Genomic DNA, 26,493 nt, shown 5'->3' with positions numbered 1-26,493 from the left:
AGGCGTTCATGGCACGTGCACAGACGAAACCCAGGCTCAGATGTACCTTCGCCGCGGTCGCGGCGTTCGCGGCCGCCCTCGGGGGCGTCACCGCCGTCACCCCCATGGCCCAGGCGGCGACCCCCGCAGCGGCCGTCACACCGCTCCCGCCCGAGCTGGAGGCGCTCCGCGCGGCCGAGGCCGTCAAGCTCTACGGAGACCCGGCCGTCCGCCCGATGGGCGAGCGCAAGACAGGCCTGATCTCGCTGGGCGACAGCGAGATTTCGGGCGAGGGCGTGGGCAACTACGACCCCGCCACCAACACGCCCGCCAACCAGTGCCACCGCTCGCCCGACGCGGCGATCCACCGCACCGGCATCCCGGCCGACCTCACCTTCAACGTCGCCTGCTCCGGCGGCTACACCGGAAACATCAGGATCGGCGGCAGCAAGCAGTACGCCGACGAGCTGGTGCAGAGCGACAGCCTGGCCGTCAAGGCCCGCAACACGAAGATCAAGATGGTGCTGCTGGTCGCCGGAGCCAACGACGACCTCCAGTTCGGCCCCGTCATGACCGACTGCGTCACCCGCTGGGTGCTCAGCCAGGGCACCTGCGAACCCAAGTACGGCCCCGGCTGGCAGGCGCGGGTCGACGGCCTGAGGCCCAAGGTGGAGTCCACCGTCGCCGACCTCAAGACGGTCATGCGGGGCGCGGGCTACGCCGACACCGACTACAAGCTGGTCGTGATGGGCTACCCCAGCCCCATCGGCCCCGACTTCGGCGACAACCCGAACTTCCCCGGCAAGCTGCCCGGCGGCTGCGCGGGCTACGACTCCGACGCCACCTGGGGCCGCAACTACGCGGTGCCCACCTTCGAGAAGGGCATGCGCGAGGCCGCCCGCAACTCCGGCGCCCTTTACCTGGACAACTCGCGGCTCTTCCACGGCCACGAGGTGTGCATGGAGGACACCTGGGCCCGCGGCCTCTACCTGGACCTCGGGGACCACTTCCCCTGGGACGAGAACACCGCCCGGCAGTCCTTCCACCCCAACTACCGCGGCCACGGCGCCTTCGCGTCCTGCCTGACCCAGCTGTACACCTCCGGCCTGCGCGAGGCCTCCTGCGCCGACCCCGCCAGCACCGGCACCCCCGTCCTCCAGCCCGGGGCCTGGGACGACCTGTACGAGCCCCTGAAGAACGAGGCCACCGGCAACTGCCTGGACACGAACGGCGGCTCCAGCGCCAACGGCACGGCCGTCCTGGGCTGGGACTGCCACGGCGGCCGCAACCAGGGCTGGTGGTACGACGCCGCCCGCAAGTCCGTGCACGTCGAACTGACCCAAGACCGCTGCCTCGACGCCCCCGGCGCGAACTACGCGGGCGGCACCGCCCTGGTCATCTGGAACTGCCACGGCGGCGCGAACCAGCAGTTCCTGCGCGACGGAGCCACTCTGCGCCCCGCGGCCTCCCCGGGCATGTGCCTGACGGTCGCCGCAGCCCACCAGCCCCTGCGCCTGCAGACCTGCAACGGCTCGGCGAACCAGCGCTTCGCATAACCCTTCCCGCCCGCACCCCCCCACACCCGGCCGGCGCATCCCGGCCGGGTGTTCACATGCCGTCGAGCAGCTCGCGCACGTACCCCGGCCGGTTGGTGATGAGCGTGTCCACCCCCAGCCGTACGCACAGCTCCACGTCCTCGGGCTCGTCCACGGTCCACACCCGCACCCGGAGCCCCTTGGCCCGCAGCCGGGCCACCAGCCCCGGGTCCCGCCGCACGAGCTCGATCCCCGGGCCCGCGTGCGTCGCGTACGGGGGCCGCAGCGGCCTGAGCGTGCGCTCGATCAGGAACACCGTCGGCAGACCCGGCGCGAGCCGGTGCATCCGGGTCAGCGCGGCCCGCGAGAAGCTCATCACCTCGACGCGCCCGGCGGAGCCGTCGGCCAGCCCGTACTCCCGGAGCATCCGCACCAGCTCGGCCTCCAGCCGGCCGCCCGCGCGCGTCGGGTGCTTGGTCTCCACGGCCAGCCCGACCGGCCGCGGCGCGGCCAGCGCCTCCCGGAGCAGGTCCTCGAAGAGCAGCACCCCGGCCCCGCGGTGCTCCTCGCCCTTCCAGCCGCCGAAGTCGAGGGCGGCGAGCTCCTCGTAGGTCATCGCGGAGACCGCGCCCCGCCCGTCCGAGGTCCGCTCCACCCGCCGGTCGTGCACGCACACCAGCTTGTGGTCGGCGGTGAGCCGTACGTCGCACTCCAGCGCGTCGGCCCCCTCGGCGATGGCCTGCCGGTAGGCGGCCAGGGTGTGCTCGGGGTGCTGGTGGGAGGCCCCGCGGTGCGCGACCACGCGCGTCGCGCGGGCGGTACGGAGGGAGGAGGTCGTCGGCGCCATACGGAAATCCTTGCAAACCGGGGTGAACACACAGGTGCGGGGTCGTGTCCCCGACGTTAACCCGGTGCAGGCACCCGCCCCGTCAGGGCAGGCTGACGACATGCCCGAGCCGATGATGGTCACCACCCACTGCGCGCCGTGTCCCCGCTGCGTCTTCCACGCCTGGCAGCTGACCGAAGGGGGACGGCTGCAGTGGATGGCCGAGTGGGAGTGCGACACCTGCGGCTTCGGGAGCCCGCAGGCGTGCAACCGCGAGGAGGGCTGGGGGCGGGCCCCCGAGCACGTCCGCGCGGCCGTGGTGGCGGCCGAGGGGACGGTCCTGCTCCGCGTGGGCGGCGCCGGCGGCGCGGGCCTGAAGGTCTTCCGCGACGCGCTCGGCCTGACCATGCCGGAGCTCCTGGCCGCCGTCCGCGACGGGTACCGGGCCACCCCCGTCGAGGCCCGGTACCTGACGGAGCTGCTCAGTGCGGGAGCGGAGGCAGCGGGGCAGGGGTGACCTTGAAACCGCCCTCGGTCACCGTCGTGAAGGGGGCCGGGGCCATGCAGGTGCCCGCCGACGGCTTGGCGACGTCGCCGTTCGGCTCCTGGTTCGGCGGGTCGATGTTGGCGACGCCCCACGAGAACCCCAGACGGTCCGGCGCCCCCCGCTCGCCGTCCTGGACGCTGATCCCGATCCGCTTGCCCACGATGCCGATGTCCGACTTGGTGACCACGGCGGTGACCGTCGCGCTCCTGCCGCCCGTGACCAGGCAGTCCACCTCGGCCTCCGAGGTGCCGGTGACACCGTGCTCGGGGGAGTGGTGGTACACCGTCACCTTGCCGCGGGCGTCGGTCGGCATGCCCTGCTTCCCCTGCGGATCCGGGAACGGCTTGCTCCACGGAACCGCCTCGGCGTCGACGGTGAAGCGGATGTCGTCGCCGGGCGAGTAGGCGTAGAACACCGAGGCTCCCCCGTGCACGGAGGCGACCTTCGGCGCGGCCGGCGCCGCCGGGGCCGGGGCGGCCCCGATCAAGGTGGCGAGCAGGGCGGCGGATCCGGCGAAGGCCAGGGCGCGCGTACGGTTCCTCATGGTGAACTCCCGCTGTCAGTGGGCCGTTTGGCTACGTGAACAGCCTCGCCGGGAGCCTGCCGCTGATCCATCTGCCGATCGGCGGAAACGGCCGAGGGGCCCTCCGCCGATCGGCAGAGGACCCCTCGTCGCAGCGCGTGCGGACCGGGCCAGGGCCAGGGCTACAGGCCCGGACCGCGGACCGGGATGTGCGTGAACGTCGGCTCCGGGGCCGGGTTCTGGAAGAAGTCGTTGCCCTTGTCGTCCACGACGATGAAGGCCGGGAAGTCCTCGACCTCGATCTTCCAGACCGCCTCCATGCCGAGCTCCTCGTACTCCAGGACCTCGACCTTCTTGATGCAGTCCTGGGCGAGGCGCGCCGCCGGGCCGCCGATCGAGCCGAGGTAGAAGCCGCCGTGCGTGCCGCAGGCGTCCGTCACCTGCTGGGAGCGGTTGCCCTTGGCCAGCATGACCTTGGAGCCGCCCGCCGCCTGGAACTGCTCCACGTAGGAGTCCATGCGGCCGGCCGTGGTCGGGCCGAAGGAGCCGGAGGCGTAGCCCTCGGGGGTCTTCGCGGGACCGGCGTAGTAGACCGGGTGGTCCTTCAGGTACTGCGGCATCGGCGCGCCCGAGTCCAGCAGCTCCTTGATCTTGGCGTGCGCGATGTCGCGCGCCACGACCAGCGGGCCGGTCAGCGAGAGCCGGGTCTTGACCGGGTGCTTGGTCAGGGTCGCCAGGATGTCGTCCATCGGCTGGTTCAGGTCGATGGAGACCACGTCCGCCGACTCGGCCAGGTGCTCGTCGGTGGTGTCCGGCAGGAAGCGCGCCGGGTCCCGCTCCAGCTGCTCCAGGAACACGCCCTCCGCGGTGATCTTCGCGGTGGCCTGGCGGTCGGCCGAGCAGGACACGGCGATCGCGACGGGCAGGGACGCGCCGTGGCGGGGCAGGCGCACCACGCGGACGTCGTGGCAGAAGTACTTGCCGCCGAACTGCGCGCCGATGCCGATCTTCTGGGTGAGCTCGAAGACCTGCTGCTCCAGGGCCTCGTCGCGGAAGCCGTGGCCCAGCGCCGAGCCCTCGCGGGGCAGCTCGTCCAGGTAGTGCGCGGAGGCGTACTTCGCGGTCTTCAGGGCGTGCTCGGCGGAGGTGCCGCCGACGACGATCGCCAGGTGGTAGGGCGGGCAGGCCGCCGTACCGAGCGAGCGGATCTTCTCCTCCAGGAACTTCATCATGGAGGCCTCGTTGAGGACCGCCTTGGTCTCCTGGTAGAGGAAGGACTTGTTGGCGCTGCCGCCGCCCTTGGCCATGAAGAGGAACTTGTACGCGCCGCCGTCGGTCGCGTACAGCTCGATCTGCGCGGGCAGGTTCGAGCCGGTGTTCTTCTCCTCCCACATGGTGAGGGGGGCCATCTGCGAGTAGCGCAGGTTCAGGCGCGTGTAGGCGTCGTAGATGCCGCGCGAGAGGGCCGCCTCGTCGCCGCCCTCCGTGAGCACGTTCTGGCCGCGCTTGCCCATCACGATCGCCGTGCCCGTGTCCTGGCACATCGGCAGGACGCCCGCCGCCGCGATGTTCGCGTTCTTCAGGAGGTCGAGCGCGACGAACTTGTCGTTCGAGGACGCTTCGGGGTCGTCGATGATGCGGCGCAGCTGCGCGAGGTGCGCGGGGCGCAGGAAGTGCTGGATGTCGTGGATCGCCTCTTCGGCGAGCTTGCGCAGCGCCTCGGGCTCGACCTTGAGGAACGTACGGCCGTCCGCCTCGAAGGTGGACACGCCCTCGGCGGTCACCAGCCGGTACGGGGTGGCGTCCTCGCCCAGGGGCAGCAGGTCGGTGTACGCAAACTCTGGCATGACGGCAGTCATTCCTCACTCGGCAGACAGCACTGACGACCAATTGGCAGCGCAGTCCACCAGCGTAGAACCTCCCGGCGTGCCCGTGTCTGTGAGGTAAGGCTCACTCGGCAGTATCGCGATCTATCGTGTCTCGCTATGCTGGTCGCGTGGACTTGGAAAAGCACCCCGCCGCCCCTGCCCCCGCCGAGCTGCGCGCCTCCGACGCCGACCGGGACCGGATCGCGCAGATCCTCGCCGACGCCCTGGCCGAGGGCCGCCTGGACCCGGAGGAGCACTCCGAGCGCCTGGACTCGCTGTACGCCCTCAAGACGGTCGGTGAGCTGGAGGTGCTGGTACGGGACCTGCCCGCGCCGGGCACGGGCCACACCCCGGCCGCGTACCCGGAGGCCGCATCCGGGCCGGCCGACTACACCGAGACCGTCGTGGCCGTGTGCAGCAGCTCCGCGCGCAAGGGCCGCTGGCGGCCGGGTGCCCACACCCGCGCCGTCTCCGTCATGGGCGACATCAGCATCGACCTGACCGAGGCGGTCTTCGCCCAGCAGGTCACCGAGATCAACGTGGTCTCCGTGCTCGGGAACGTCGAGGTCCTGGTCCCGGAGAACGTCACCCTGCGCGGCTACGGCAGCGGCGTCCTCGGCAATTTCGAGGTCCGCGGCGAGAGCCGTGCGCACACCGACCCGCAGGCGCCGGTGGTGATCGTCCGCGGCTTCTCCCTGCTGGGCAACATCGAGGCGCGGCCCAAGGCCGGCGCCCGCCTGGTCGACCTGGCGCTGAAGATGCGGGGGCGTCTCCAGGGCTGACGCGGGCCGCGAGCGGCGGGCGTCCGGTGAGGGCCTACGGCAGCATCGCGTTTCGGACGAACCTCCGGCGCGCGGTGGCACACGGTGCATAGCGGCTCGCGCAGCGGGTAGGGACAGGTGCATCGTCTCTCGCTCGCGTATCCGTCGTCAGGAGTAGACCGTGCCGCATCCGCCGCATCAGTCCCTGCAGGTCGCCGCCGTGAAGGGCGTTCAGGGTCTCGGGGGGCGTCCTTCCGCCGTGCCGAAGCCGCGGGTGCCGGCCAGGGCGGAGGACGGCCCATGGCATGCGGAGGCGGTGTGCCGCCGCGACGAGGCGGGACTCTTCTTCGCCCCCTCCAAGGAACCGACCGCGGCCCGGCTCTCCCGCGAGGAGGCCGCCAAGCGCGTCTGCGCCCGCTGCCCCGTGATGGTCGCCTGCCGGGAGCACGCGCTGCTCCAGCCGGAGCCGTACGGGGTCTGGGGCGGGCTGACGGCCGCCGAGCGCCGCGTGGTGCTGGCACGGATGCGGCGCAGGGCGGCGGAGCTGCGCCAGGCCCCGGGGACCGGGCCGATCGCCGCCGCGGGCTGAGCCGCGTCCCCTGACGGCAGCACGCCGAGCCCCTCTCGGCCGCCCGCCGAGCCGCGTCCCCTTCGGCCGCGGCTGCCGGCCCCGTAGGACCCGAGCAGTGAAGGTGCGCACGCGCGAGAGGGACGGTCCCCCGCACGGGGCCGCCCCTCTCGCGTACGTCGCCGCCTCGGCGCGAGCCGCTCCTACTGCGCGCGGTCGAAGTCGATCGCGCTGTACGCGCGCAGCTTCGACAGGCGGTGGGTCGAGTCGATCTGCCGGATCGTGCCCGACTTCGAGCGCATGACCAGCGAGGACGTGGTCGCGGTCTCGGAGCGGTAGTGGACGCCGCGCAGCAGCTCGCCGTCCGTGATGCCGGTGGCGACGAAGAAGACGTTCTCGCCGGACACCAGGTCGTTCGTGTGCAGGACGCGGTCCAGGTCGTGGCCCGCGTCGATGGCCTTCTGGCGCTCGGCCTCGTCCTTGGGCCACAGCTTGCCCTGGATGGTGCCGCCGAGGCACTTGATGGCGCAGGCCGAGATGATGCCCTCGGGGGTGCCGCCGATGCCGAGGAGCAGGTCCACGCCGGTGCCCTCGCGCACCGCCATGACCGAGCCCGCGACGTCGCCGTCCGAGATGAACTTGATCCGTGCGCCGGTCTCGCGGATCTCCTTGACGATGCCCTCGTGACGGGGGCGGTCGAGGATGACCACGGTGACGTCTTCGACGGCCATGTTCTTGGCCTTGGCGACCCGGCGGATGTTCACCGAGGCGGGGGCGTTGATGTCGACGAAGTCGGCGGCCTCGGGGCCGGTGACCAGCTTCTCCATGTAGAAGACCGCGGACGGGTCGAACATGGTGCCGCGGTCGGCGGCGGCCAGGACGGCGATGGCGTTCGGCATGCCCTTGGCGTTCAGGGTGGTGCCGTCGATCGGGTCGACGGCGATGTCGACCTCGGCGCCGGTGCCGTCACCGACCCGCTCGCCGTTGAAGAGCATGGGGGCTTCGTCCTTCTCCCCTTCGCCGATGACGACGACGCCGTTCATCGAGACGGTGGAGATCAGGGTCCGCATCGCGTTGACCGCGGCGCCGTCGGCGCCGAGCTTGTCGCCGCGCCCGACCCACCGGCCCGCGGCCATGGCGGCGGCCTCGGTCACCCGGACGAGTTCCAGGGCGAGGTTGCGGTCGGGAGCTTCGGGAGAGACTTCGAGCTGGGGCGGCAGGTTGTGCTCGGTCATCGGAGCGCACCTTTCTGTACGACGACGGCCGGGATGTGAGGGTGCTGGAACTCTATCGGTACGTCGACATATTGAGCAGAGCGGGTCACGTATGAGCGGAATATCGGTCAGTGGATTGGCCTGAGCGGACGTCTTGCCCCGGGCCCGCGCGCCGTGGGGACCCCGGCGGTGATCACTGCGGGCGATGCGGGACGATGGTGCCGTGGCGAATATGAGGGGCAAGCAGACGGTTCAGGACATGATCCGCTCGCTGGCGGTGATCGGCATCGTCGTCGCGGGGATCTATTTGTTCGTCCCGCACGACGAGAAGGCCGACCCGACGCAGACGGTCGACTACCGGGTGGAGACGACCACCGCCCGCCGCGCGGCGCCGTATCCCGTCGCCGCGCCCGTGGGTCTCGCGGCCGAATGGCGGGCGACGTCGGTCTCCTACGACCGCCGGAACGACGACGCCTGGCACCTCGGCTTCCTGGACCCGCAGACGCAGTACGCGGCGGTGGAGCAGTCCAGCGACACCTCGGCCAAGAACATCACCAAGCTCACCCGTAAGGCGGCGGCCACCGGCCAGTCGCAGCAGGTCGGCGAGCTGGCCTGGGAGCGCTGGGAGGGCGAGAAGTACGACGCCCTCGTGCGCCAGGAGCCGGGGCACGTCACGATCGTCACGGGGACGGCCTCGTTCGAGCAGCTCGCCGTGCTGGCGGGCGCGCTGGAGTTCAAGCAGGGCGTGTAGCCGGGCGGGCGGACCGCGGGCAGGTGGCCCGCGGGCGGTCCCGTCCATGCAGAAAGGCCGCGCATCCCGGATCCCGGGGTGCGCGGCCTTCGTGCGTACGGACTCAGACGGTGGTGACGACCTCGTCGAAGGCCAGGCGCGGCGAACGGTCGAACCAGGCGTTCTCGCCCGGCTTGCCGATGTTGACGACCATCAGCGGGGTGTGGTCGGCGTCCAGGAACTCCTTCTGGATGCCGGCGAAGTCGGCGCCGGTCATCGGGCCCGCGGCCAGGCCGGCGGCGCGGATGCCGATGATGAAGTAAGCGGCCTGCAGTGCGGCGTTCAGCAGCGCGGACTGCTCGCGGACCGGGCGCTCGGAGAAGAACGCGTCCTTGGCCTGCGGGAAGTGCGGCAGCAGCTGCGGGAGCTCCTCGTGGAACTCGTTGTCCGCCGAGAGGATCGCGACCAGCGGGGCGGTCGCGGTCTTGGCGTCGTTGCCCTTGGCCATGTGCTTCACGAGGCGCTCACGGGCCTCGGGGGAGCGGACCAGGGTGATGCGCAGCGGGGTCTGGTTGAAGGCGGTGGGGCCGAACTTCACCAGGTCGTAGATCGCCTGAATCTGCTCCTCGGTCACCGGCTCGTCGGAGAACGAGTTGGAGGTGCGGGCCTCGCGGAACAGCAGGTCCTGCGCGGCGGAGTCGAGAACGAGAGACATCGGAAAGCCTTCTTCCATACGTTTTGGTGAAGCGATGTCCCTGACTCTACGGCGAAAGTAGATGAAATTTCAACTAAATCGGTGTGTGCGTGACCGGGCTCACTCCCGGCCGGGCTCCCCCTCGCCGTCCCGGGCGGCCAGCGCCGAATCCAGCCGGGCCCTGGCCCCCTCCAGCCAGTGCCGGCACACCTTCGCCAGCTCCTCGCCGCGCTCCCAGAGCGCCAGCGAGTCCTCCAGGGAGGTGCCGCCCGCCTCCAGCTTGCGGACGACCTCGATGAGTTCGTCCCTGGCCTGCTCGTACCCCAGCGCCGTGTCCGGTTCAGACATTCCCGTTTCCCACCTTAATTTTGCAGTGCAGCGAACGTATTGCGTGCGTGTGTCGTCACTCGGTGTCGCTCCCGGAGACCTCCACCGAGAAGGCGCCCTCTGCCACCCGGGCGTGCAGCACCTGCCCCGCCGAGACCTCCTCCGGCGAGCGCACCACGTGCCCGTCCGCCCGCTGGAGCACCGCGTAGCCCCGCTCCAGCGTCGCCGCGGGGGACAGGGCCACTACCCGGGCCAGGGTGTGCCCGAGCTCCGAATCGGCCCGGTCCAGCAGGTGCCCCAGCGTCCGGCGGCTGCGGTGCAGCAGGGCGTCCAGCTCGTCCTCCCGGGTCTCCACCATCCGCTGGGGATGGACGAAGACGGGCCGGCCGAGGGCGTGCGCGAGGCCCCGCTCCTCCCGGTCCAGCAGCCCCCGGACGGCGCGCAGTCCCCGCTCGCGCAGCTGGCGCACCCGCTCCAGCTCCTCGCCCACGTCCGGGACGACCTTCTTCGCCGCGTCCGTGGGCGTCGAGGCCCGCAGGTCCGCGACCAGGTCCAGCAGCGGGGAGTCCGGCTCGTGGCCGATCGCCGAGACCACCGGCGTACGGGCCGCCGCGACCGCCCGTACGACCTCCTCGTCGGAGAAGGGCAGCAGGTCCTCCACGCTGCCGCCGCCGCGCGCCACGATGATCACGTCGACCTCGTCGAGGGCGTCGAGCTCCTGGACCGCCCGGATCACCTGGGGCACCGCGTGGACCCCCTGTACGGCCACGTTGCGGACCTCGAAGCGGACCGCCGGCCAGCGCCGCCGGGCGTTCTCCAGCACGTCGCGCTCGGCCGCTGAGGCCCGCCCGACCACCAGCCCGACCAGCTGCGGCAGGAAGGGCAGCGGCTTCTTGCGGTCCAGCGCGAACAGCCCCTCGGCGGCCAGGGACCGCTTGAGCCGCTCCAGCCGGGCCAGCAGCTCACCGATGCCGACGGGCCGTATCTCCGTGGCCCGCAGCGACAGCTGCCCGCGCGGGGCGTACCACTCCGGTTTGGCCAGTACGACGACCCGCGCGCCCTCCGAGACGGCGTCCGCGACCTCGTCGTAGACCTGGCGGAAGCAGGTCACGCTGACCGAGATGTCGTGCGAGGGGTCCCGCAGCGTCAGGAAGACCACCCCCGCCCCCGGCCGCCGCGACAGCTGGGTGATCTGCCCCTCCACCCACACCTGGCCGAGTCGCTCGATCCAGCCCCCGATGAGCCGGGACACCTGGCCTACCGGCAGCGGCGCCTCGGCCGACGTATTCAGACCCATGCACGCAGGCTAACGGGCCCGGCTGACAGCGTCTCAGGCACCGGCGGTGGTGTCGGGTCCCGGGAGCCCGGCCGGACGGCCCCGCGAGGGGCTCCCGGGGCCGCCCGCGGGGCCGTCGTCCGGGCCGTCGTGCGGGCCGTCGTCCGGGCCGTCCGCGGGGGCGTCACGCGGGGCCGTCATGCGGGGGCGTCATGCGGGCCGTCGTGCGGGCGTCCGTCCGCGCCTGCGCCCGCGCCGGGGCCGGGGCCCGGGCCGCGACGTCCGCGCTGGGCGAGCAGCACGCCCAGGCCCGCCGCCAGCCACACCCCGCCCACCAGCTGCGCCTCCCACGAGGCCTCGACGATCACCGCGACGGTCACCATCGCGCCCAGCACCGGCACCACCAGGTGCTTCCACCAGACCGGGGCGCCCTCGCGCCGCTTGACCACGAACCAGCCCACCACCGACGCGTGCAGCAGGGTGAAGGCCACCAGCGCCCCGACGTCCACCACAGAGACCAGGTGCCCCAGCCCGTCGTCGCGTCGCGCCGCCCACACCGCCGCGACCAGCGTGATCGAGGCCGCCACCAGCAGGGCGGGCCGAGGGGTCCCGTCCGAGGTCCGGGCCAGCAGGCGCGGCAGCCGCCGCTCCCGGGCCATCGCGAACAGCAGCCGTCCGGCCGCCGCCTGCCCGGCCAGCGCAGCGAAGGCCGCCCCGACCGCCTTGCTCACCGCGACCAGGTCGTGCAGCCAGGTGCCCACCGAGGACTCCACCGCGGTGTAGAAGGCCGGGCCCTGCTGCGCCGGATCCGCGGCCAGCTCCGCCGCCGACACCGGCATCAGCAGCGCCGCCAGGTAGCTCTGCGCCACGAACAGCAGCCCGGCCAGCGCCAGGCAGAACAGCACCGCGCGGGCCACCCGCTCCGAGCCGCCCGTCACCTCCTCCGCGAAGGAGGCGATCGCGTCGAAGCCGAGGTAGGACAGCACCGCGACGGACACCGCCCCCAGCACCGCCGCCACCGAGAAGCCGAGCGAGCCGTCCCCGGTCAGCGGCGAGAGCCAGCCGCGCCGCGGCCCGTCCTGGACCAGGACCGTGACCGCGGCCGCCAGGAACACCAGCAGGACCACGATCTCCATCGCCAGCACCGCGAAGCCCACGCGCGCGGCCGCCCGTACGCCCCACAGGTTCAGCGCCGTGGTCACCAGCACCGCCAGGGCCGTCCAGACCCACCGCGAGACCTCCGGGACCAGGGCGTTCATGGCGATCCCGGAGAACAGGTACGCCACCGCCGGGATCAGCAGGTAGTCGAGCATCGCCATCCACCCGGCGATCAGCCCGGGCCCCTCGCCGAGCCCCTTGCGGGCGTAGGTGAAGACCGAACCGGCCTGCGGGGCGACCCGCACCATCTGCGCATAGGAGAAGGCCGTGAACGCCATCGCCACCGTCGCGGCGAGGTAGACCAGGGCCACGGCCCCGTGCGAGGCGGCGTCCAGGGTGCCGAAGACCCCGACCGGGGCCATGGGGGCGATGAAGAGCAGCCCGTAGACCACCAGGTCCCGGAAGCCCAGGCTCCGCCGTAGCGCGGGGGGCGCCGCCTTGCCGGTGTCCGTAGCGGACGCCATCCGTCCTCCGGGGGATAGGTGGGACAGGCTTTCGGGCCCTTTCGGGCCAGTGTGTGCCGGACGGGGGACGACCGGCCTGCTGGAGTCCCCCGTACGATGGAGCACATGACTGCTTCCGCCCCTGCTGCCGCTTCCCGCCGTGTCCTGCTCGCCGCGCCCCGCGGCTACTGCGCGGGCGTGGACCGTGCCGTGATCGCCGTCGAGAAGGCGCTCGAGCAGTACGGTGCGCCGGTCTACGTACGCCACGAGATCGTGCACAACAAGTACGTCGTCCAGACCCTGGAGAAGAAGGGCGCCATCTTCGTCGAGCGGACGGAAGAGGTGCCCGAGGGCTCCATCGTGATGTTCTCGGCGCACGGCGTGGCGCCCGTGGTCCACGACGAGGCGGCGCGCGGCAAGCTCGCGACGATCGACGCGACCTGCCCGCTGGTCACCAAGGTGCACAAGGAAGCGATCCGCTACGCCAACGAGGACTTCGACATCCTCCTCATCGGCCACGAGGGCCACGAGGAGGTCATCGGCACCTCCGGCGAGGCCCCGGACCACATCACGATCGTCGACGGCCCGGAGGACGTCGCCAAGGTCGAGGTGCGCGACGAGTCGAAGGTCGTCTGGCTGTCGCAGACCACCCTCTCCGTCGACGAGACGATGGAGACGGTCGACGCCCTGAAGACCAAGTTCCCGCTGCTGGTCTCGCCGCCGAGCGACGACATCTGCTACGCCACCTCCAACCGCCAGGCCGCGGTCAAGGTCATGGGCGCCGACTCCGACCTGGTCATCGTCGTCGGCTCGAAGAACTCCTCGAACTCCATCCGCCTCGTCGAGGTCGCCCTCGACGCGGGCGCCCGCGCCGCGCACCTGGTCGACTTCGCCAGCGAGATCGACGAGGCCTGGCTGGACGGCGTCACCACGGTCGGCCTGACCTCGGGCGCCTCCGTGCCGGAGGTCCTGGTCGAGGAAGTGCTGGAGTGGCTGGCCGCGCGCGGCTACGCGGACGTGGAGATCGTCAAGACCGCCGAGGAGTCGATCGTCTTCTCGCTGCCGAAGGAGCTGCGCCGCGACCTGCGCGCCGAGGCTGCGGAACTGGTCGCAGACAAGTAACTCGTTTCGTACGGTATGTCCATGGAGATCTTCGGCGTGGACATCGGCGGATCCGGGATCAAGGGCGCTCCCGTGGACCTGGAGCGAGGCGACCTGGCGCAAGAGCGCCACAAAGTACTGACACCGCAGCCGGCCACCCCCGACGGGGTGGCCGGCTGCGTCGTCGAGGTGGTGGAGCACTTCGGCTGGGACGGCCCGGTCGGCGTCACGTTCCCGGGCGTGGTCACGGGCGGCGTCACGCGTACGGCGGCCAACATGGACAAGGCGTGGATCGGCGTCGACACGGCGTCCCTGCTCTCGGCCCGCCTGGGCGGGCGGCCCGTCACCGTCCTCAACGACGCGGACGCGGCGGGCGTCGCGGAGATGACGTACGGGGCCGGGCGCGGGCGTTCCGGCACGGTCATCCTCCTCACGCTGGGCACGGGCATCGGCAGCGCCCTGTTCACGGACGGGCACCTGGTCCCGAACAGCGAGCTCGGCCACCTCGAGCTGAAGGGCCACGACGCGGAGACGCGGGCCTCGGTGAAGGCCAAGGAGGACGGGGACCTCACCTGGGGCCACTGGGCGCACCGGGTGCAGAAGTACCTGGCCCACGTGGAGATGCTGTTCTCCCCGGACCTCTTCATCATCGGCGGAGGCGTCAGCCGCAAGCCGGAGAAGTTCCTCCCGCTGATCGAGGGCATCCGGGCCGAGATCGTCCCGGCGGAGCTCCAGAACAACGCGGGCATCGTCGGAGCCGCGATGGCGGCCCGCGGCGGCACGCCTTAGGCCGCCAGGGGGTCAGCGGCTCAGCGGCTCAGGGGGTCGGACTGGCCCTGCGGGGGAGCCGCCGCCTGCCGATCAGCACGGCCTTGCGCACGACGACGATCAGCGCGGCGAGCAGCGTGCCCGCGTACAGCCAGCCCGCGTGCAGGGACAGCGCGGAGACCAGGCCCATGAGGTGCCCGCCGAAGCCGCCGGAGCCGCCGGAGATCGGCCACGCTCCGGCGGCGAAGGCGATGGGGGCGCTGATCGGCGCGGTGATCAGGTCGGCGGGCCGCACCCAGAGCGCGGTCGCGGCCGCCACGGGCACGAACAGCAGCCCGTAGACGAAGAGCGAGGAATCGAAGAGCAGCCAGGCGATCCCGCAGATCACGGCCATGGCGGCGCAGGCGAAGAGCCCGCCGCCGAGCCCCGTCAGCCGGGGCCGGGGCAGCCGGCGCGCGAGCGCGGGCCGCGGGCGCGGCCCGCCCCCCTGGACGGGCACGGGCACGGCCGTCCGCCCCCGGCGCTGCGCCGGGGGTCGCTGGGGGTGAGGCGCCGGTCGCGTCCTGTATTGCTCCACCCACCCAAAGTAGGCGGGGGGAGCGCCGGATCCCGCCCCGGACACGCGTACATCCACCCCCACTCATCTGAAAGTAAACTGTCCGACGGCCCACCTCCGGGCCGCCGCCCCCTCCAGCTACGGGAAGTCGCCAACGTGTCGCTCACGATCGGAATCGTCGGCCTGCCGAATGTCGGCAAGTCGACCCTGTTCAACGCCCTGACCAAGAACGACGTGCTGGCGGCCAACTACCCGTTCGCCACCATCGAGCCGAACGTCGGCGTCGTCGGCGTCCCCGACCCGCGCCTCGCCGTCCTCGCGGGCATCTTCGGCTCGCAGAAGGTCCTCCCGGCGACGGTCGACTTCGTCGACATCGCGGGCATCGTCCGCGGCGCCTCGGAGGGCGAGGGCCTGGGCAACAAGTTCCTCGCGAACATCCGCGAGTCGGACGCGATCTGCCAGGTCATCCGTGCCTTCAAGGACGAGAACGTCGTGCACGTCGACGGCAAGGTCTCGCCGAAGGACGACATCGAGACCATCAACACCGAGCTGATCCTCGCCGACCTCCAGTCCATCGAGAAGGCGGAGCCGCGCCTGACGAAGGAGTCCCGCCTCCAGAAGGAGAAGGTCGCCGTCCTGGCGGCCGTCGTCGAGGCGAAGAAGATCCTCGAAGCCGGTGACACGCTCTTCTCGAAGGGCATCACCAAGGGCACGGAGCAGGGCGACCTCCTCCACGAGCTCCACCTGCTGACCACGAAGCCCTTCCTCTACGTCTTCAACGTGGACGAGGACGAGCTGACGGACGACGCCTTCAAGGCGGAGCAGTCGGCGCTGGTGGCCCCCGCCGAGGCGATCTTCCTGAACGCGAAGCTGGAGCAGGACCTCTCCGAGCTGGACGACGAGGAAGCCCTCGAACTCCTCCAGTCGGTCGGCCAGGAAGAGCCGGGCCTCGCCACCCTCGGCCGCGTCGGCTTCGCGACCCTGGGCCTGCAGACCTACCTGACGGCAGGCCCGAAGGAAACCCGCGCCTGGACCATCAAGCAGGGCGCGACGGCCCCCGAGGCGGCCGGCGTCATCCACACCGACTTCCAGCGCGGCTTCATCAAGGCCGAGGTCATCTCCTTCGCAGACCTGGTCGAATGCGGCTCGGTGACGGAGGCCCGCGCGAAGGGCAAGGCGCGCATGGAGGGCAAGGACTACGTCATGCAGGACGGCGACGTGGTGGAATTCCGCTTCAACGTGTAATCGCATACCCATAGGCGGCCTGACCTGCGCGAATGTGGGTCAGGCCGTTGTGCTGTCCGCAACAGTCCGCAGAACGGTTCGACCCTGAGGGGAATGCCACCCCGCGCCGGCCCCCCCTGGCCGGCAACCGTCAGGATGGAATCAGCTCAGTGGTCGGCGCTGCCCGGGGGTGCCACCCATTGGGTCGGCTGCCCGGTGATGGAGGCGATCATGTCGAAGTCGCCGTCGTAGTGGAGGACGGTCAGCCGGTGCAGTTCTGCGGTGGCGGCGATGAGCAGATCGGGGAGGGACAGAGCGCGGTGGAAGCCGGCGTTGAGGGCGTGGCGCTGGGTCTCCAGGGCACGGGCGAAGGTGTCGTCGTCACAGGTGAGGTAGTCGAATGCGTGGAGCCAGGTGCTGATGCGCAGCGCTTCTGCGGTGGTGCGGGCGGAGTGCACCATTTCGTATTCGGTGGGCTGGCACACGGCTAGCAGGTAGCGCTCGTGCAGCGGCTGGAGTGCGTCTTTTACCGGGGGTTTCGACCATCGAGCGAGGGCGGACTTGTCGATGAGGTAGCGGTCTTGCATCAGGCGGCCTGGCCGCCTGTGCGCTTGAGGGAGCCGTCGGCGTTGCGGGGGCCGGTGTTCTCGATGATCTCGCTGAAGTCGAGCTCGCCTGAGTCCATGGCGTCGAAGAACTCTTGGCGCAGGTGACGCTTGACGGCGTCCTCCATGGCCAGTCGCACGGCCTTCGCCTTGGTCTTGGTGCCGAAGATGCGCATAGCCTCGGCGACCATGTCCTCGTCGAGATCGATGACTGTCCGAGCCATGGTTTGCTTCCCTTCTCCGGGAGGTGCACTACGCAAAACGATACCATCTCGATGGCGATAGCGATGTCGTTTTGTGTTCCGGTTGCACCGGGCAGTCTCTGGGTTCGGGATCGCCCGCCACCCTCAACGGTTGCTGGATCCACGCTGGATCGGTCCTGCGCGTGAGCTGTTCCCGCAGGTCATCGCGGAGTTGTCGATATTCCGCTCCAAGGCGGCGGCTCCGCCGGCCTGCTGGTGGTCATGGCGCAACTGTGCGCGAGCGGCCTCGGCGAGGTCCTCGGGCAGGCTCAAGTCCGCAGACAGTCCGCAGGGCACCCGTAAACAGCCGTCGGGGCCCAACGCACACATACGGAGAAATGCCTGGCCAGGGCGGCATATGCGGTTCCGTCGCAGGTCAGGATCGGTCCGCAGACATTCCGCTTCAACGTCTCATCGGATGACGTGACACCACGTCGCTGACGTGGCAAATATGCAGCTGCAGTCTCGGTACAGGTACCTGCGGTGCGCCACGGGTTTACCCGCGGCACCGCCCTCGCGTGCAGGGGTCTCCCGTAACTGCCCTGTTGTTACGATCAGTTGAGGCCGTACGGTCCGGGGCGGCCGTCATCGAGGGGAACGGGCGGGCGCGTGGACGAGCAGGCACTGCACGAGGCGGCGAAGCGGTTCGGCACCCCCCTGTACGTGTACGACCTCGGGGCCGTACGGACCAGGACCGCCGAGCTGCGCGCGGCCCTGCCCGGTTCCGCGGCCCTGCTGTACTCCCTGAAGGCCAATCCGCTGCCCGCGGTCGCCGCCGAGGTCCGGGCCGGGGGCTGCCGCGCGGAGGTCTCCTCGGCCGGGGAGCTGCGCGCGGCCCTGGAGGCCGGATTCCCCGCGGACGGGATCCTCTACACCGGGCCCGGCAAGTCGGCGGCCGAGCTCGCCGAGGCGCTGGAGCGCGGCGTCGGGACGTTCTCCTGCGAGTCGGCCACGGAACTGCGCCGGCTGGGGCACGTCGCCGCCTCGGCCGGGCGGCGGGCCGCCGCGCTGCTGCGCCTCCAGCCCGTCGAGGGGCCCGCCTCCGGGCTGTCCATGGCGGACGGGAGGCAGTTCGGCTTCGACCCCGAGGGCGCGGTCAGGGCCTGTGCGGATCTGCCGGAGGCGGTCATGGTCCGGGGCTGCCACGTCTACCTGGGCTCGCAGATCAGCGGGGTGGGCGCGCTCCTGGAAGGCTTCGCGAGCGCCAAGCGGACCGTCGAGCACGTGTGCCGGGCGGCCGGCCTCGTCCCGGAGGTCGTCGACCTCGGCGGCGGTTTCCCCTGGCCGTACGCGACCCCGGGCACGGGCGGCGGCTTCGAGGGGCTCGCCGAGGGCCTCAAGGAACTGCTGGCCGACTGGGCGACCCCGGGCCCGGCGCCCGAGGTGTGGTTCGAGTCGGGCCGGCGGCCGATCGCGGAGTCGGGATCGCTGCTGACCACGGTCATGGACGTCAAGGTGCGGCCGGACGGGGCCACGACCGTCGTCGTGGACGCCGGGGTCAATGTGCTCGGCGGGATGACCGGCCTCGGCCGGGTGCTGCGGCCGGGCACGGGCTTCGAGAACCTCTCCGCCCGCGGGGACCGTGCGACGCTGACCGCCGCCGTCGTCGGGCCCCTGTGCACGCCGCTGGACCGGCTCGCCGTACGGGCGGAGATCGCCGAACCGCGGGTCGGTGACCTGCTGCGGGTGCCGAACGTCGGCGCGTACGGGCCCAGCGCGAGCCTGGCGGCCTTCCTCAGCCGGCCCCCGGCCGTCGAGGCGGTCTTCGACGGCGCCGACTGCGTCGGGGCGTGGCGGCTCGCCACCGGCCACGTCGCCGCCGACCCCTCGCGTGCCCCGCCTGCGGCTGCACCTCGCGTGCCCCGCCTGCGGCTGCACCTCGCGTGCCCCGCCTGCGGCTGCACCTCGCGTGCCCCGCCCGCGGCTGCACTCCGCGTGCCCCGCCCGTGGTGTCGCCCGAGCAACTGCCCGCGGTGCTGCTGCCTGTGGATCAGCCCGCGCAGCCCATCAGCCCGCGCAGCCCATCAGCTCGCGCAACCGTCCGCGGCGCAGCCCGCCGCGCCGCCCGCGCGGCCGCCCGTGGATCAGCCCGCGCGGCCGCCCGTGGAATACCTTGCGTGAACCGTCCGTGGAGTACCCGCGCAGCAGTCCGCCGACTCGTCCGCCGGAGCGCCCGCGCAGGCGACGGGCGTGGCCTTTCGCGGAAGACCTCGTGAAGCCTCGTGCAGGGCCAACTCGCTTTGTAGCATGCCGGGATGACGACATCGAACCTGTTCACGGCGGCCTCGCTGCTCGATACCGCGGCGGCTCGATTCGGGGCCGCGACCGCCGTGCGTGACGGCGAAGGGGAGCTCTCCTTCGAGGAGTTGCAGGACGCCGCCGCGCGCACGGCGACGGCTCTGCGCGCCGCCGGGGTGGAGCGCGGGGACCGCGTCGGCATCTGCATGGCGAAGAGCGTCGACCAGGCCGTCGCGATCCTCGGCGTGCTGCTGGCCGACGCGATCGTCGTCCCCGTCCTGCCCAAGCTGAAGGCCGAGGGCATCCGGCACATCGTCCACGACGCGGGACTGCGCCTGATGATCACCGATGCCGTACGGGCCGCGGAGATCACCGCCTCCGGCGCCGACGTGCCCCTCGTCCACGGGCGGGAGGGGGCCGACGCAGGGGCCGGGCCGGACCTGCCGACGCTGCGGCGCCTGGCGGAGCCCGCCGCCCCGGGGCGGTCCATCGGCTCCGACGTCGCGGCCGTCATCTACTCCTCCGGCTCGACCGGCCGCCCCAAGGGGATCATGGTCTCCCACCGCAACATCTGGGACGGCGCCCGCATCACCTCCCGCTACCTGGGCACCTCCCGCGGCGACCGCATCGGCAGCCTGCTCTCCCTCAACTTCGACTACGGGCTCAACCAGCTCTGGCAGACGCTCGCCACCGGCGCCTCCCTCCACCTGCACGAACTGGTCTTCCCCGCCGACGCCTTCCGCTTCCTGCACGAGGAGCGGATCACGGTGCTCCCCGTCATGCCGGTGATCATCACCCGGCTCTTCGACCCCCGCCTGCTGCGCCGGCGCCCCGAGCAGGACCTGTCCGCGGTGCGGTACGTGTCCTCCTCGGGCGGCGCGCTGTCCCGGCGCATGACCGACGACCTCGCAGCCACCTTCCCGCAGGCCCGGGTCTTCCAGATGTACGGGCTCACGGAGGCCTTCCGCTCCACCTACCTGGAGCCGGAGCAGCTGGAGAAGCGCCCCGGCTCCATCGGGCGGGCGATCCCGGACGTCGAGATCCTGGTGCTGGACGACGACCTGCGCGAGGTCGGACCGGGGGAGCGGGGCGAACTCGTCCACCGGGGCGGCTGCGTGAGCCTCGGGTACTGGAACGCGCCGGAGGCCACGGCCGCCCGGTTCCGCACCCTGCCGCAGTTCCCGGGGGAGAGGGTCGTCTTCAGCGGGGACGTGGTGACCCGGGACGAGGAGGGCTACCTCTACTTCGTCGGCCGCCGCGACGCGATGATCAAGACCTCCGGCTTCCGGGTCAGCCCGACCGAGGTCGAGGAGATCGCCGCCCGTTTCCCGGGCATCGACGCCTGCGCGGCCCTCGGCGTGCCGAACATCGGGATCGGCGCGGACATCGCGCTGGTCTACTCGGCCGTGGGGCCGGTCGACACGGCGGAGTTCCAGCGCTTCCTCAAGGAGAACCTGCCTTCCCACATGGTCCCGCGCCACCTGTGGGAGGAGCCCGCGCTGCCCTCGACCGGCAACGACGGGAAGATCGACCGGCAGGCCCTCGCCGCCTCGGTGGCGGACCGGGTGGCCGCCGCCGCGCAGGACTGAGGAGCCGGGCGGGTCAGCGTACGGCCGCCGGTGCGGCCAGGCCGCGGGCCCACAGGTCGTGGGCCTCGTCCAGGACGAGCGTCCACGGCCCGTCGCTGCGCCCGCAGGCGGCGCCGACGGTGCGCCGCACCGCCTCCGGGGCCGCGCCGCGGCAGGCCCCGCCCGTGACGGTGAACCCTGCGGCCCCGCGCAGCCCGGCCGCAGCGGGGCCGCAGGCCAGCTCCCGCAGGGCCGTGAACAGGCAGGCGAGGAAGGCGCGCCGGGCGGGCAGTGCGGCCTCGTCGCCGTCGCGCAGCCGCTGGTAGACGGCGCGGCGGTCCTCGGGGGCGACGGCGTCCACCAGCTCGTCCAGGTACGGGGCGCACGCGAGGCGGCCGAGGAGCGTACGCCGGTCGCCCGCGACGCCGAGCCCGGCGAAGACGCGGTGCGCGGCGTCCCCGGCACCCGCGGGCTCGTGCCCCGCCTGCCACAGGTGGACGTCGGTCGTCCCCCCGCCCACGTCCACGGCCGCCCAGGGCGTCCCGGGCCGTCGCCGGCGGGACCGCGCGACCGCCTCGGGGGTTGCCAGGACCGGCGGCTCCGCCAGCGCGGTGACCGGGCGCAGCGCGTCCGGGTCGGTGAGGCCGGACAGGTGCAGGCGGCCCAGGGTTTCGGCCAGCGGGCCGCACCGGGGCCGCAGCGCCCCGTCCAGGACGTTGTCCGTCCGGTGCCCCGCGGCCAGCGGACCGAGGAAGGGGGCCGCGTCCGCCGAGCCCGCCCACACCAGGCTCCGGTGCGGGTACCCGTCCAGGCGGACGCGTTCCAGGGCGGCCCGCAGATGGCGCGGGTCGCCGCCGTCCACGCCCCCGACGGCCACGAGCACGTCGACCTCGGGGCAGGACCGCTGCGGCGGCTCGTCCATGCGGTGGGCGTAGCCGACGACGGCTCCGGCGAGGGTCGCGGCGCGGGCGCCGGCGGGCAGGCTGAAGCCGCCCGTCAGCCCGAGCAGCCCGATCCGCAGCCCGCCCCGGGCCGAACTGCACAGTCGCAGCCGGTCCGTCGCGGGGTCGAAGCCGCGCTGCTCCAGCAGGGCACGCAACTGCTCGCCCGGGGAGGTGCCGGCCCGCCGGGCCAGCCGCAGCACGGCGCCGGGGCGGCCGTCGGGGCCGGTGCGGCACAGCTTGATCTCGGCGCTGCCCGCGTCCGCCAGCCAGGTGCCGCGGGCGCTCACGCCAGGATCCGGATGTCGTGCAGCAGCCGTTCCCACAGCGGCCCCTCCCGCGCGGTCCGGTTGCCGAGCAGCGCGCGCTCGCGCCGCAGCTGCCGGGCGGTCAGGGGGACGGCGCCCGCCTCGCGCACGCGGATGCGCCGGTCCTCGCCCCGGTCGGTGACCAGCAGGCCGAGGTTCTGTTCGTGGGGGGCGAAGGGGACGTCGATGACGCCGGAGACGACGGCGCGGCACACGGACTGCTGGAAGGTGGGCGCCGGATCGTCCCAGATGCGCTCCAGCACGGTGGTGACCTCGCCGTCGACGAGCTCCGCCTCCTCGTCGACGGCTCCGCTCGTGAGGGTCCGCCCGTACGGGAACATGTCGAGGACGTAGCGGACGGCCCGTACCGCGGCCGCGTTGCTCTCCACCGAGGGGATGCCCAGTGCCTCCTCGGGGGTCTTGACGACGACCTTGTCGGCCCCCACCAGGGCGGCGGCCTGCGCGCACACGGCGATCAGCTGCCAGGCGAGGGAGGGCTCGGCGGGGAACGCGCCCATCCACTGGTGGTAGACCAGGCTGACCCGGACGTCCTCGAAGCCGAAGCGGTCCAGCAGTTCACGGGACCTGGCCCGCAGCACCCGGGCGAGGGCGAGGTCCTGCTCCAGGCTTCCGGTGTGGCCGAAGCTGACGGCGAAGGACTCCACGCCCTGTTCGGCGGCCAGCAGCAGTTCGCACAGCTGCACGGCGATCGTGATCACCGGCGGTACGAGGGTGGCCGTGAGCGGGCCGAAGGACTCGCGGTGCACGGGCAGTCCGGGCGGCCCGGTGACCGCGCACAGCCGGTCGACGTACTGCCAGTGGGCCAGCGCCCGGTCCAGCGGGAAGTCCCGCGCGTACGGGAGGCTGTAGGACAGGCCGCCGCCCTCGATCTCGGTGATGCCGGCGGCCAGGGCCGTCTCCACGAGCAGCCGGGCGTCCGGGGTGCCGTGGCGCAGGCTGACCGGCCGGTCGATGCCCTCGTAGAGCTCGCGGGTGCGCAGGTGGCCGTGGCTGACGAGCGGGTAGCCGTTGAGCAGGTCCCGGTCCTCGGCGAGGCCGGTCTTCAGGAGGGCAGCGGCGTTGTCGTAGTCGTTGTGCCGGGTCTGGCTGTCGATGGTCAGCGGGATGAAGTCGGCCCCGGCCGCGTCGAAGGCCTCGGTGAGGGCGCGCTGCTTGGCGAAGCCGGGATAGCCGCCCCGCGGCTGGGTGTAGGGGCGGGTCCGGGGCGCGCGGTAGGCGTACGAGGCGAAGCGGGCGGGCGGCAGCGTGGCGAGGTGGGCGCGCGCCGTCCCGGGGCCGAGACCGGCCGCGCCGCCCGCCGCGAGGACGGCCGCGCGTTCGGCACAGAGGTCCCCCAGGGACTCGGATCTACGGGGCGTGGCCATCGGACAGGTCCTGTCGGAGCGTTCGGAAGACTTCGTGGAATCCGGCCGGCCGGTGGAACACCCGGTGGAAGCCGTAGGACCGGAAGACCCGCACGACCTCCTGCTCCGGGCGGTCCCCGACGACGAGGTTGCCGCCGATGTACAGCAGTACGTCGGCCAGGCCCCGCGCGGCGAAGAGCGGGCCCGTGTTCTCGCAGGCCTTCTCGCCCTCGCCGTTGAGGGAGGACATCAGGACGGCGCGGGCGCCGGTCTCCAGGGCGGCGTCCGCGAAGTCCGAGGCCTGCCGGTTCGTGCCGAGGTTGTAGGGGCGGAAGCCGTTCTCGGCGAGGCCGATGGCCAGGATGCGGTTCGCGACCACGTGGATGTCGTGGCCGATGACTCCGAGGACGACACCGGGGCCGGGCGGCGGGCCCGCGCCCCCTGTGTCCACGCCCCCTGCGTCCGTACCCCCTGCGTCCCCGCCCCCGCCCCCTGCGCCCGCGGCCGTGCTCACGCCTTCGGCGGGACCATCAGCTGGGGGATGGGCAGCAGCGTGACGGAGGACTTGCCCGGCTTGGCGCCCTGGGTGTCCAGGTGGCGGAAGCAGGAGAAGGTCTCGTCCTCGTGCTTGCTCTGCACGAACTCCTTCAGCTTGGGGCTCTCCTCGTACATGGTGAGCAGCGGCATCTCGAAGATGTTGCCGATCACCTCGGGCGCGCCGAGCTCGCAGATCATCACGTCGCCGTTGGAGTGCAGGTGGAGCTGCGCCTTGCCCTCGATGCAGCTGGCGTAGATGACTCCGGGGTCGCGCAGCAGCGGCTGGAGCCGCTTCCACGGTTCGCTGCCGGGCTTGAAGTACGCGGACAGGCAGCTGAAGAAGATCGTGGTCCGCGGGTCGCGGTCGGAGACGAGTCCGACGATGGCGTCGCTGATGGTCTCCGCGGCGAGGGTGTTCTCGTACCCCTGGTGGACCCCGGGGATCTCCATCTGGATCTCGTGCTTGCGCACCCCGAGGCCGGCCGCGAAGCGGTGCACGCGGGCCATGCTGTCGCGCGTCTCGTCGAAGAGGATGGTCTCGACGACGGTGTCGATCGTGGGGGAGGCGACGGACCGGGAGATCGCCTTGACGATCTTCGGGAACATCTTCTCGGTGACCTTGTAGAAGGCCGAGTGACTGGTGGCGTCGACGTGGTTGAGGGAGAAGTGGAGCACTCCCAGTCCGGCCGCTTCGAGGCGGTCGAATTTCTCGTCGGTCAGCACGGTCCCGTTGGAATTGATCTGGGTGTGGATACCCTTTTCGGTGCAGTAGGCGACGATGCTCTCGCAGAGGTCGAACTCCAGGAGCACCTCGCCGCCCGACAGCTTCACGCGCTCCAGGTCCGGGAGGGAGTCGATGGTCGACTTCACCTCGTCGAGCGACAGGATCCGGCGTTCGAGCAGGTCGTAGGCCCCGCAGTACGAACAGCGGAAGTTACACTTCGAAGTCACGCCGATTTCGATGGCGCGCAATCGACCGACACCGGTCTTGCTCATTTCCAGCGACTTGAAAGACAAGACGCACCCCCTCGTTTGATCAACCACAGGACAGGGATCTGGCACGAGTCGGTCGAGCTTATGGGCGACTGCTGAGCCCGCGCAAGGCTCCTCCCAAGGGCCGGACATGAGCTTGTGCCGACGCTCCACGCAGCGTGCACGACACATGGCAGCTCGTCAATTGCCTTTAGCTGTAGGGGTGTTGGTCAAGTAGTGACCAACACCCTTGATTTCATTGGGACTTGTTCGCGGCGGGCGGCCGGTGTTGAATCTGCGACGAGCAGGCGTCGCCCCGCCCCACCGGCGCCGCGGACACGGAACCGCCCCGCCCCCCGAGCGCCCATCGGAGCTGTCCATGACCGAAGACGCCGTGCTCCCCTTCGTGCTGGGCGTGGTCCTTGCCGCCCTCCAGCGCCTGCTGCCGCCCGGTGCGGCCGTCGGCCCCGCCACCGACCTGCTGACGCTGCCCGCCGGCCACGTCCTCGCCCTCGACGAGCTGATCGCGGCCGTCGAGGAGGCCCTCGACGTGGAACTCGCCCCCGACCTCGCCGTCCCGGCGACCTTCGCCAGCCCCACGACGCTCGCCGTCGGCCTCATCCGCAGCGTGGGGCCGGCGCGCCGCGTCAGGTCCTCGTGAACACCTGCCCGGCCCATCGGTACTCGGCCGGGTCGGGCACCAGGTCCACGATGAGGTCGCTCACCCCGAGGTCCCGGCAGGAGCGCAGCCAGGCCGCCACCTGCGCCACGGACCCGACCAGCTTCGGCGCGTCGATCCCGCGCGCGGGGGCCCCGTACCAGAGCCGCTCGTCGTGCACCTCGCCCTCCTCGGCCAGCGCGTAACTGGCGTGGTGCTCGCTGGAGACCACCTGGGACATGAACAGCCGGCCCGCGACCTCCTGGCGCCGGTCCGGCGCGTACAGCGCGGTGGCGGCCTCCCAGGCCTCCTCCTCGGTGTCCCGCACGACCAGGCCGACCAGCATCGTGATCCGCTCGACCCGCTGCTCGGCCCGCACCCGCGCGATGTCCTGCGCCAGGACCGTCCGCGGCCGGGCCATCATCAGCACCCCGTCGGCGGGCACCCGGCCAGGCGTCCCCGACGAGGGGGTGACCACCAGCGGCCTGCCCTCCTCCGGACGGATCCGCCGGTCCAGCTCCGCCCGCACCTGCGCCGCGAAGGCGGCCAGCTCACGGCGGGCCGCGGCCTTGTCGACGAGGTCGCCGGACGAACGGGCGGGACGCGTGGCCCCGGCGACGACGTTGACGTGCGTGGGCCGCCCGAAGCGGTAATGCAGGTCCGCGGCGCGCCGCGCCACCGACTCGGCGCTCTCCTGGTGCGGACGGACCGCGACGACGGGCTCCAGCACCGTGGAGTACGCCAGGACGTCGAAGGCGGCCAGCCACGGATCCATGGCCACCGGGAAGTCGTACACGAACGCGCCCGTCACCCCGGCCCGTTCGGCCGAGGCCAGGTAGGACTCCAGGCGCTCCAGGTAGGACTTCGCAGCCATCCGCCCGCCGAGGCCGAAGCTCTCGGAGTGCGGCGGGACGATGAAGCTCAACGACTGGGGCCAGTCTGCGTCTGCCACCGGCACACGT

The 26,493-nt window shown here is 72.1% G+C and carries 28 protein-coding genes; 11 read left to right on the top strand and 17 right to left on the bottom strand.

Features of this window, described 5'->3' with window-relative positions; translation table 11 throughout:
- Nucleotides 1-8: 8 nt before the first annotated feature.
- On the top strand, nucleotides 9-1,535 hold the full coding sequence (locus IO30_RS0118395) for a ricin-type beta-trefoil lectin domain protein (protein WP_031144380.1): 1,527 nt from the start codon (nucleotides 9-11) through the stop codon (nucleotides 1,533-1,535).
- Nucleotides 1,536-1,587: 52 nt separating this feature from the next.
- On the opposite strand, the gene IO30_RS0118390 is transcribed toward IO30_RS0118395, so the two are convergent.
- Entirely contained in the window at nucleotides 1,588-2,361 is a 774-nt protein-coding gene (locus IO30_RS0118390; RefSeq protein WP_031144378.1) for a glycerophosphodiester phosphodiesterase, read from the bottom strand.
- Between the two features lie 100 nt (nucleotides 2,362-2,461).
- Here IO30_RS0118390 and IO30_RS0118385 point away from each other — a divergent pair, with 100 nt between their 5' ends.
- The gene (locus IO30_RS0118385; RefSeq protein WP_031144376.1) at nucleotides 2,462-2,857 is read left to right on the top strand and encodes a hypothetical protein; all 396 of its coding nucleotides are present in this window, start codon (nucleotides 2,462-2,464) and stop codon (nucleotides 2,855-2,857) included.
- Here the strand turns inward: IO30_RS0118385 and IO30_RS0118380 are convergent.
- Together IO30_RS0118380 and IO30_RS0118375 are read right to left on the bottom strand one after the other, a co-directional pair.
- Nucleotides 2,823-3,431, bottom strand: a complete 609-nt coding sequence (locus tag IO30_RS0118380; protein WP_031144375.1) for a hypothetical protein — start codon at nucleotides 3,429-3,431, stop codon at nucleotides 2,823-2,825. The two genes, IO30_RS0118385 and IO30_RS0118380, sit on opposite strands and share 35 nt — an antisense overlap.
- A 161-nt stretch (nucleotides 3,432-3,592) precedes the next feature.
- The gene (locus IO30_RS0118375) at nucleotides 3,593-5,257 is read right to left on the bottom strand and encodes a fumarate hydratase (RefSeq protein WP_031144374.1); all 1,665 of its coding nucleotides are present in this window, start codon (nucleotides 5,255-5,257) and stop codon (nucleotides 3,593-3,595) included.
- A gap of 149 nt (nucleotides 5,258-5,406) precedes the next feature.
- Between IO30_RS0118375 and IO30_RS0118370 the strand changes: the two genes are divergently transcribed.
- On the top strand, nucleotides 5,407-6,060 hold the full coding sequence (locus IO30_RS0118370) for a DUF1707 SHOCT-like domain-containing protein (protein WP_031144372.1): 654 nt from the start codon (nucleotides 5,407-5,409) through the stop codon (nucleotides 6,058-6,060).
- Nucleotides 6,061-6,220: 160 nt separating this feature from the next.
- Nucleotides 6,221-6,628 (top strand): WhiB family transcriptional regulator, encoded by a 408-nt coding sequence (locus IO30_RS0118365; protein ID WP_031144370.1) that lies wholly within the window; start codon nucleotides 6,221-6,223, stop codon nucleotides 6,626-6,628.
- 182 nt (nucleotides 6,629-6,810) lie between these two features.
- Here IO30_RS0118365 and glpX read toward each other — a convergent pair whose 3' ends face one another.
- Nucleotides 6,811-7,842, bottom strand: a complete 1,032-nt coding sequence (glpX, locus tag IO30_RS0118360; RefSeq protein ID WP_031144369.1) for a class II fructose-bisphosphatase — start codon at nucleotides 7,840-7,842, stop codon at nucleotides 6,811-6,813.
- Nucleotides 7,843-8,053: 211 nt separating this feature from the next.
- On the opposite strand from glpX, the gene IO30_RS0118355 reads away from it, so the two are divergent.
- Complete coding sequence (locus tag IO30_RS0118355; protein ID WP_234321513.1) at nucleotides 8,054-8,572, top strand: DUF4245 domain-containing protein; 519 nt, start codon at nucleotides 8,054-8,056, stop codon at nucleotides 8,570-8,572.
- Between the two features lie 103 nt (nucleotides 8,573-8,675).
- Here IO30_RS0118355 and IO30_RS0118350 read toward each other — a convergent pair whose 3' ends face one another.
- The 5 genes from IO30_RS0118350 to IO30_RS0118330 form a co-directional block, all read right to left on the bottom strand.
- Nucleotides 8,676-9,266, bottom strand: a complete 591-nt coding sequence (locus IO30_RS0118350) for a malonic semialdehyde reductase (RefSeq protein WP_031144365.1) — start codon at nucleotides 9,264-9,266, stop codon at nucleotides 8,676-8,678.
- A gap of 99 nt (nucleotides 9,267-9,365) precedes the next feature.
- The gene (locus IO30_RS0118345) at nucleotides 9,366-9,593 is read right to left on the bottom strand and encodes an exodeoxyribonuclease VII small subunit (RefSeq protein WP_031144364.1); all 228 of its coding nucleotides are present in this window, start codon (nucleotides 9,591-9,593) and stop codon (nucleotides 9,366-9,368) included.
- A gap of 55 nt (nucleotides 9,594-9,648) precedes the next feature.
- Nucleotides 9,649-10,869 carry an exodeoxyribonuclease VII large subunit gene (gene xseA, locus IO30_RS0118340; RefSeq protein WP_031144363.1) on the bottom strand — a complete coding sequence of 407 codons (1,221 nt, stop codon included), beginning with the start codon at nucleotides 10,867-10,869 and terminating at the stop codon, nucleotides 9,649-9,651.
- Between the two features lie 33 nt (nucleotides 10,870-10,902).
- Nucleotides 10,903-11,049 carry a hypothetical protein gene (locus IO30_RS45495; protein WP_157853336.1) on the bottom strand — a complete coding sequence of 49 codons (147 nt, stop codon included), beginning with the start codon at nucleotides 11,047-11,049 and terminating at the stop codon, nucleotides 10,903-10,905.
- Nucleotides 11,046-12,470 (bottom strand): APC family permease, encoded by a 1,425-nt coding sequence (locus IO30_RS0118330; protein WP_031144360.1) that lies wholly within the window; start codon nucleotides 12,468-12,470, stop codon nucleotides 11,046-11,048. The genes IO30_RS45495 and IO30_RS0118330 overlap by 4 nt, the downstream gene beginning before the upstream one ends.
- Nucleotides 12,471-12,566: 96 nt before the next feature.
- Here IO30_RS0118330 and IO30_RS0118325 point away from each other — a divergent pair, with 96 nt between their 5' ends.
- On the top strand, nucleotides 12,567-13,571 hold the full coding sequence (locus IO30_RS0118325; protein ID WP_031144358.1) for a 4-hydroxy-3-methylbut-2-enyl diphosphate reductase: 1,005 nt from the start codon (nucleotides 12,567-12,569) through the stop codon (nucleotides 13,569-13,571).
- Nucleotides 13,572-13,592: 21 nt separating this feature from the next.
- Nucleotides 13,593-14,339, top strand: coding sequence for a polyphosphate--glucose phosphotransferase (gene ppgK / locus IO30_RS0118320; protein ID WP_031144356.1), 747 nt, complete (start codon nucleotides 13,593-13,595; stop codon nucleotides 14,337-14,339).
- Between the two features lie 28 nt (nucleotides 14,340-14,367).
- Here ppgK and IO30_RS40660 read toward each other — a convergent pair whose 3' ends face one another.
- The gene (locus IO30_RS40660; protein ID WP_237403418.1) at nucleotides 14,368-14,817 is read right to left on the bottom strand and encodes a DUF6542 domain-containing protein; all 450 of its coding nucleotides are present in this window, start codon (nucleotides 14,815-14,817) and stop codon (nucleotides 14,368-14,370) included.
- A gap of 213 nt (nucleotides 14,818-15,030) precedes the next feature.
- Between IO30_RS40660 and ychF the strand changes: the two genes are divergently transcribed.
- On the top strand, nucleotides 15,031-16,119 hold the full coding sequence (gene ychF / locus IO30_RS0118310; protein ID WP_031144352.1) for a redox-regulated ATPase YchF: 1,089 nt from the start codon (nucleotides 15,031-15,033) through the stop codon (nucleotides 16,117-16,119).
- Nucleotides 16,120-16,265: 146 nt separating this feature from the next.
- Here the strand turns inward: ychF and IO30_RS0118305 are convergent, their stop codons facing one another.
- Together IO30_RS0118305 and IO30_RS0118300 are read right to left on the bottom strand one after the other, a co-directional pair.
- Entirely contained in the window at nucleotides 16,266-16,685 is a 420-nt protein-coding gene (locus tag IO30_RS0118305; RefSeq protein WP_031144350.1) for a PIN domain nuclease, read from the bottom strand.
- Nucleotides 16,685-16,927, bottom strand: coding sequence for a type II toxin-antitoxin system VapB family antitoxin (locus tag IO30_RS0118300; RefSeq protein WP_031144348.1), 243 nt, complete (start codon nucleotides 16,925-16,927; stop codon nucleotides 16,685-16,687). The genes IO30_RS0118305 and IO30_RS0118300 overlap by 1 nt, the downstream gene beginning before the upstream one ends.
- A 627-nt stretch (nucleotides 16,928-17,554) precedes the next feature.
- On the opposite strand from IO30_RS0118300, the gene IO30_RS0118295 reads away from it, so the two are divergent.
- A complete protein-coding gene (locus IO30_RS0118295; protein ID WP_051902394.1) occupies nucleotides 17,555-19,066 on the top strand; it encodes a type III PLP-dependent enzyme domain-containing protein in 1,512 nt (503 codons plus the stop codon).
- Between the two features lie 134 nt (nucleotides 19,067-19,200).
- A complete protein-coding gene (locus tag IO30_RS45490) occupies nucleotides 19,201-20,772 on the top strand; it encodes an AMP-binding protein (RefSeq protein ID WP_031144344.1) in 1,572 nt (523 codons plus the stop codon).
- A 13-nt stretch (nucleotides 20,773-20,785) separates the two neighbouring features.
- Here the strand turns inward: IO30_RS45490 and IO30_RS0118285 are convergent, their stop codons facing one another.
- From IO30_RS0118285 to IO30_RS0118270, 4 genes are read right to left on the bottom strand one after another with little or no spacing between them, the layout of a single operon-like run.
- On the bottom strand, nucleotides 20,786-21,982 hold the full coding sequence (locus IO30_RS0118285; RefSeq protein ID WP_031144342.1) for a glutamate mutase L: 1,197 nt from the start codon (nucleotides 21,980-21,982) through the stop codon (nucleotides 20,786-20,788).
- Entirely contained in the window at nucleotides 21,979-23,385 is a 1,407-nt protein-coding gene (locus IO30_RS0118280; RefSeq protein ID WP_051858876.1) for a hypothetical protein, read from the bottom strand. Before IO30_RS0118280 ends, IO30_RS0118285 begins: the two co-directional genes overlap by 4 nt.
- Nucleotides 23,369-23,815 (bottom strand): methylaspartate mutase subunit S, encoded by a 447-nt coding sequence (gene glmS, locus IO30_RS45485; protein WP_051858877.1) that lies wholly within the window; start codon nucleotides 23,813-23,815, stop codon nucleotides 23,369-23,371. Before glmS ends, IO30_RS0118280 begins: the two co-directional genes overlap by 17 nt.
- Before the next feature lie 59 nt (nucleotides 23,816-23,874).
- Complete coding sequence (locus tag IO30_RS0118270; protein WP_158866291.1) at nucleotides 23,875-24,852, bottom strand: radical SAM protein; 978 nt, start codon at nucleotides 24,850-24,852, stop codon at nucleotides 23,875-23,877.
- A gap of 400 nt (nucleotides 24,853-25,252) precedes the next feature.
- On the opposite strand from IO30_RS0118270, the gene IO30_RS0118265 reads away from it, so the two are divergent.
- Nucleotides 25,253-25,534: a hypothetical protein gene (locus IO30_RS0118265; protein WP_031144333.1), complete on the top strand. Its 282-nt coding sequence runs from the start codon at nucleotides 25,253-25,255 to the stop codon at nucleotides 25,532-25,534.
- Here the strand turns inward: IO30_RS0118265 and IO30_RS0118260 are convergent.
- A complete protein-coding gene (locus IO30_RS0118260) occupies nucleotides 25,521-26,483 on the bottom strand; it encodes an LLM class flavin-dependent oxidoreductase (RefSeq protein ID WP_157853335.1) in 963 nt (320 codons plus the stop codon). The two genes, IO30_RS0118265 and IO30_RS0118260, sit on opposite strands and share 14 nt — an antisense overlap.
- Nucleotides 26,484-26,493: the final 10 nt, after the last annotated feature.

It is taken from the genome of Streptomyces xanthophaeus (genome assembly GCF_000725805.1).
GTDB classification, from domain to species: Bacteria; Actinomycetota; Actinomycetes; order Streptomycetales; family Streptomycetaceae; genus Streptomyces; species Streptomyces xanthophaeus.
Note: the sequence above shows the minus strand (reverse complement) of the source record. Positions and strands in the feature narration are given on the sequence as shown.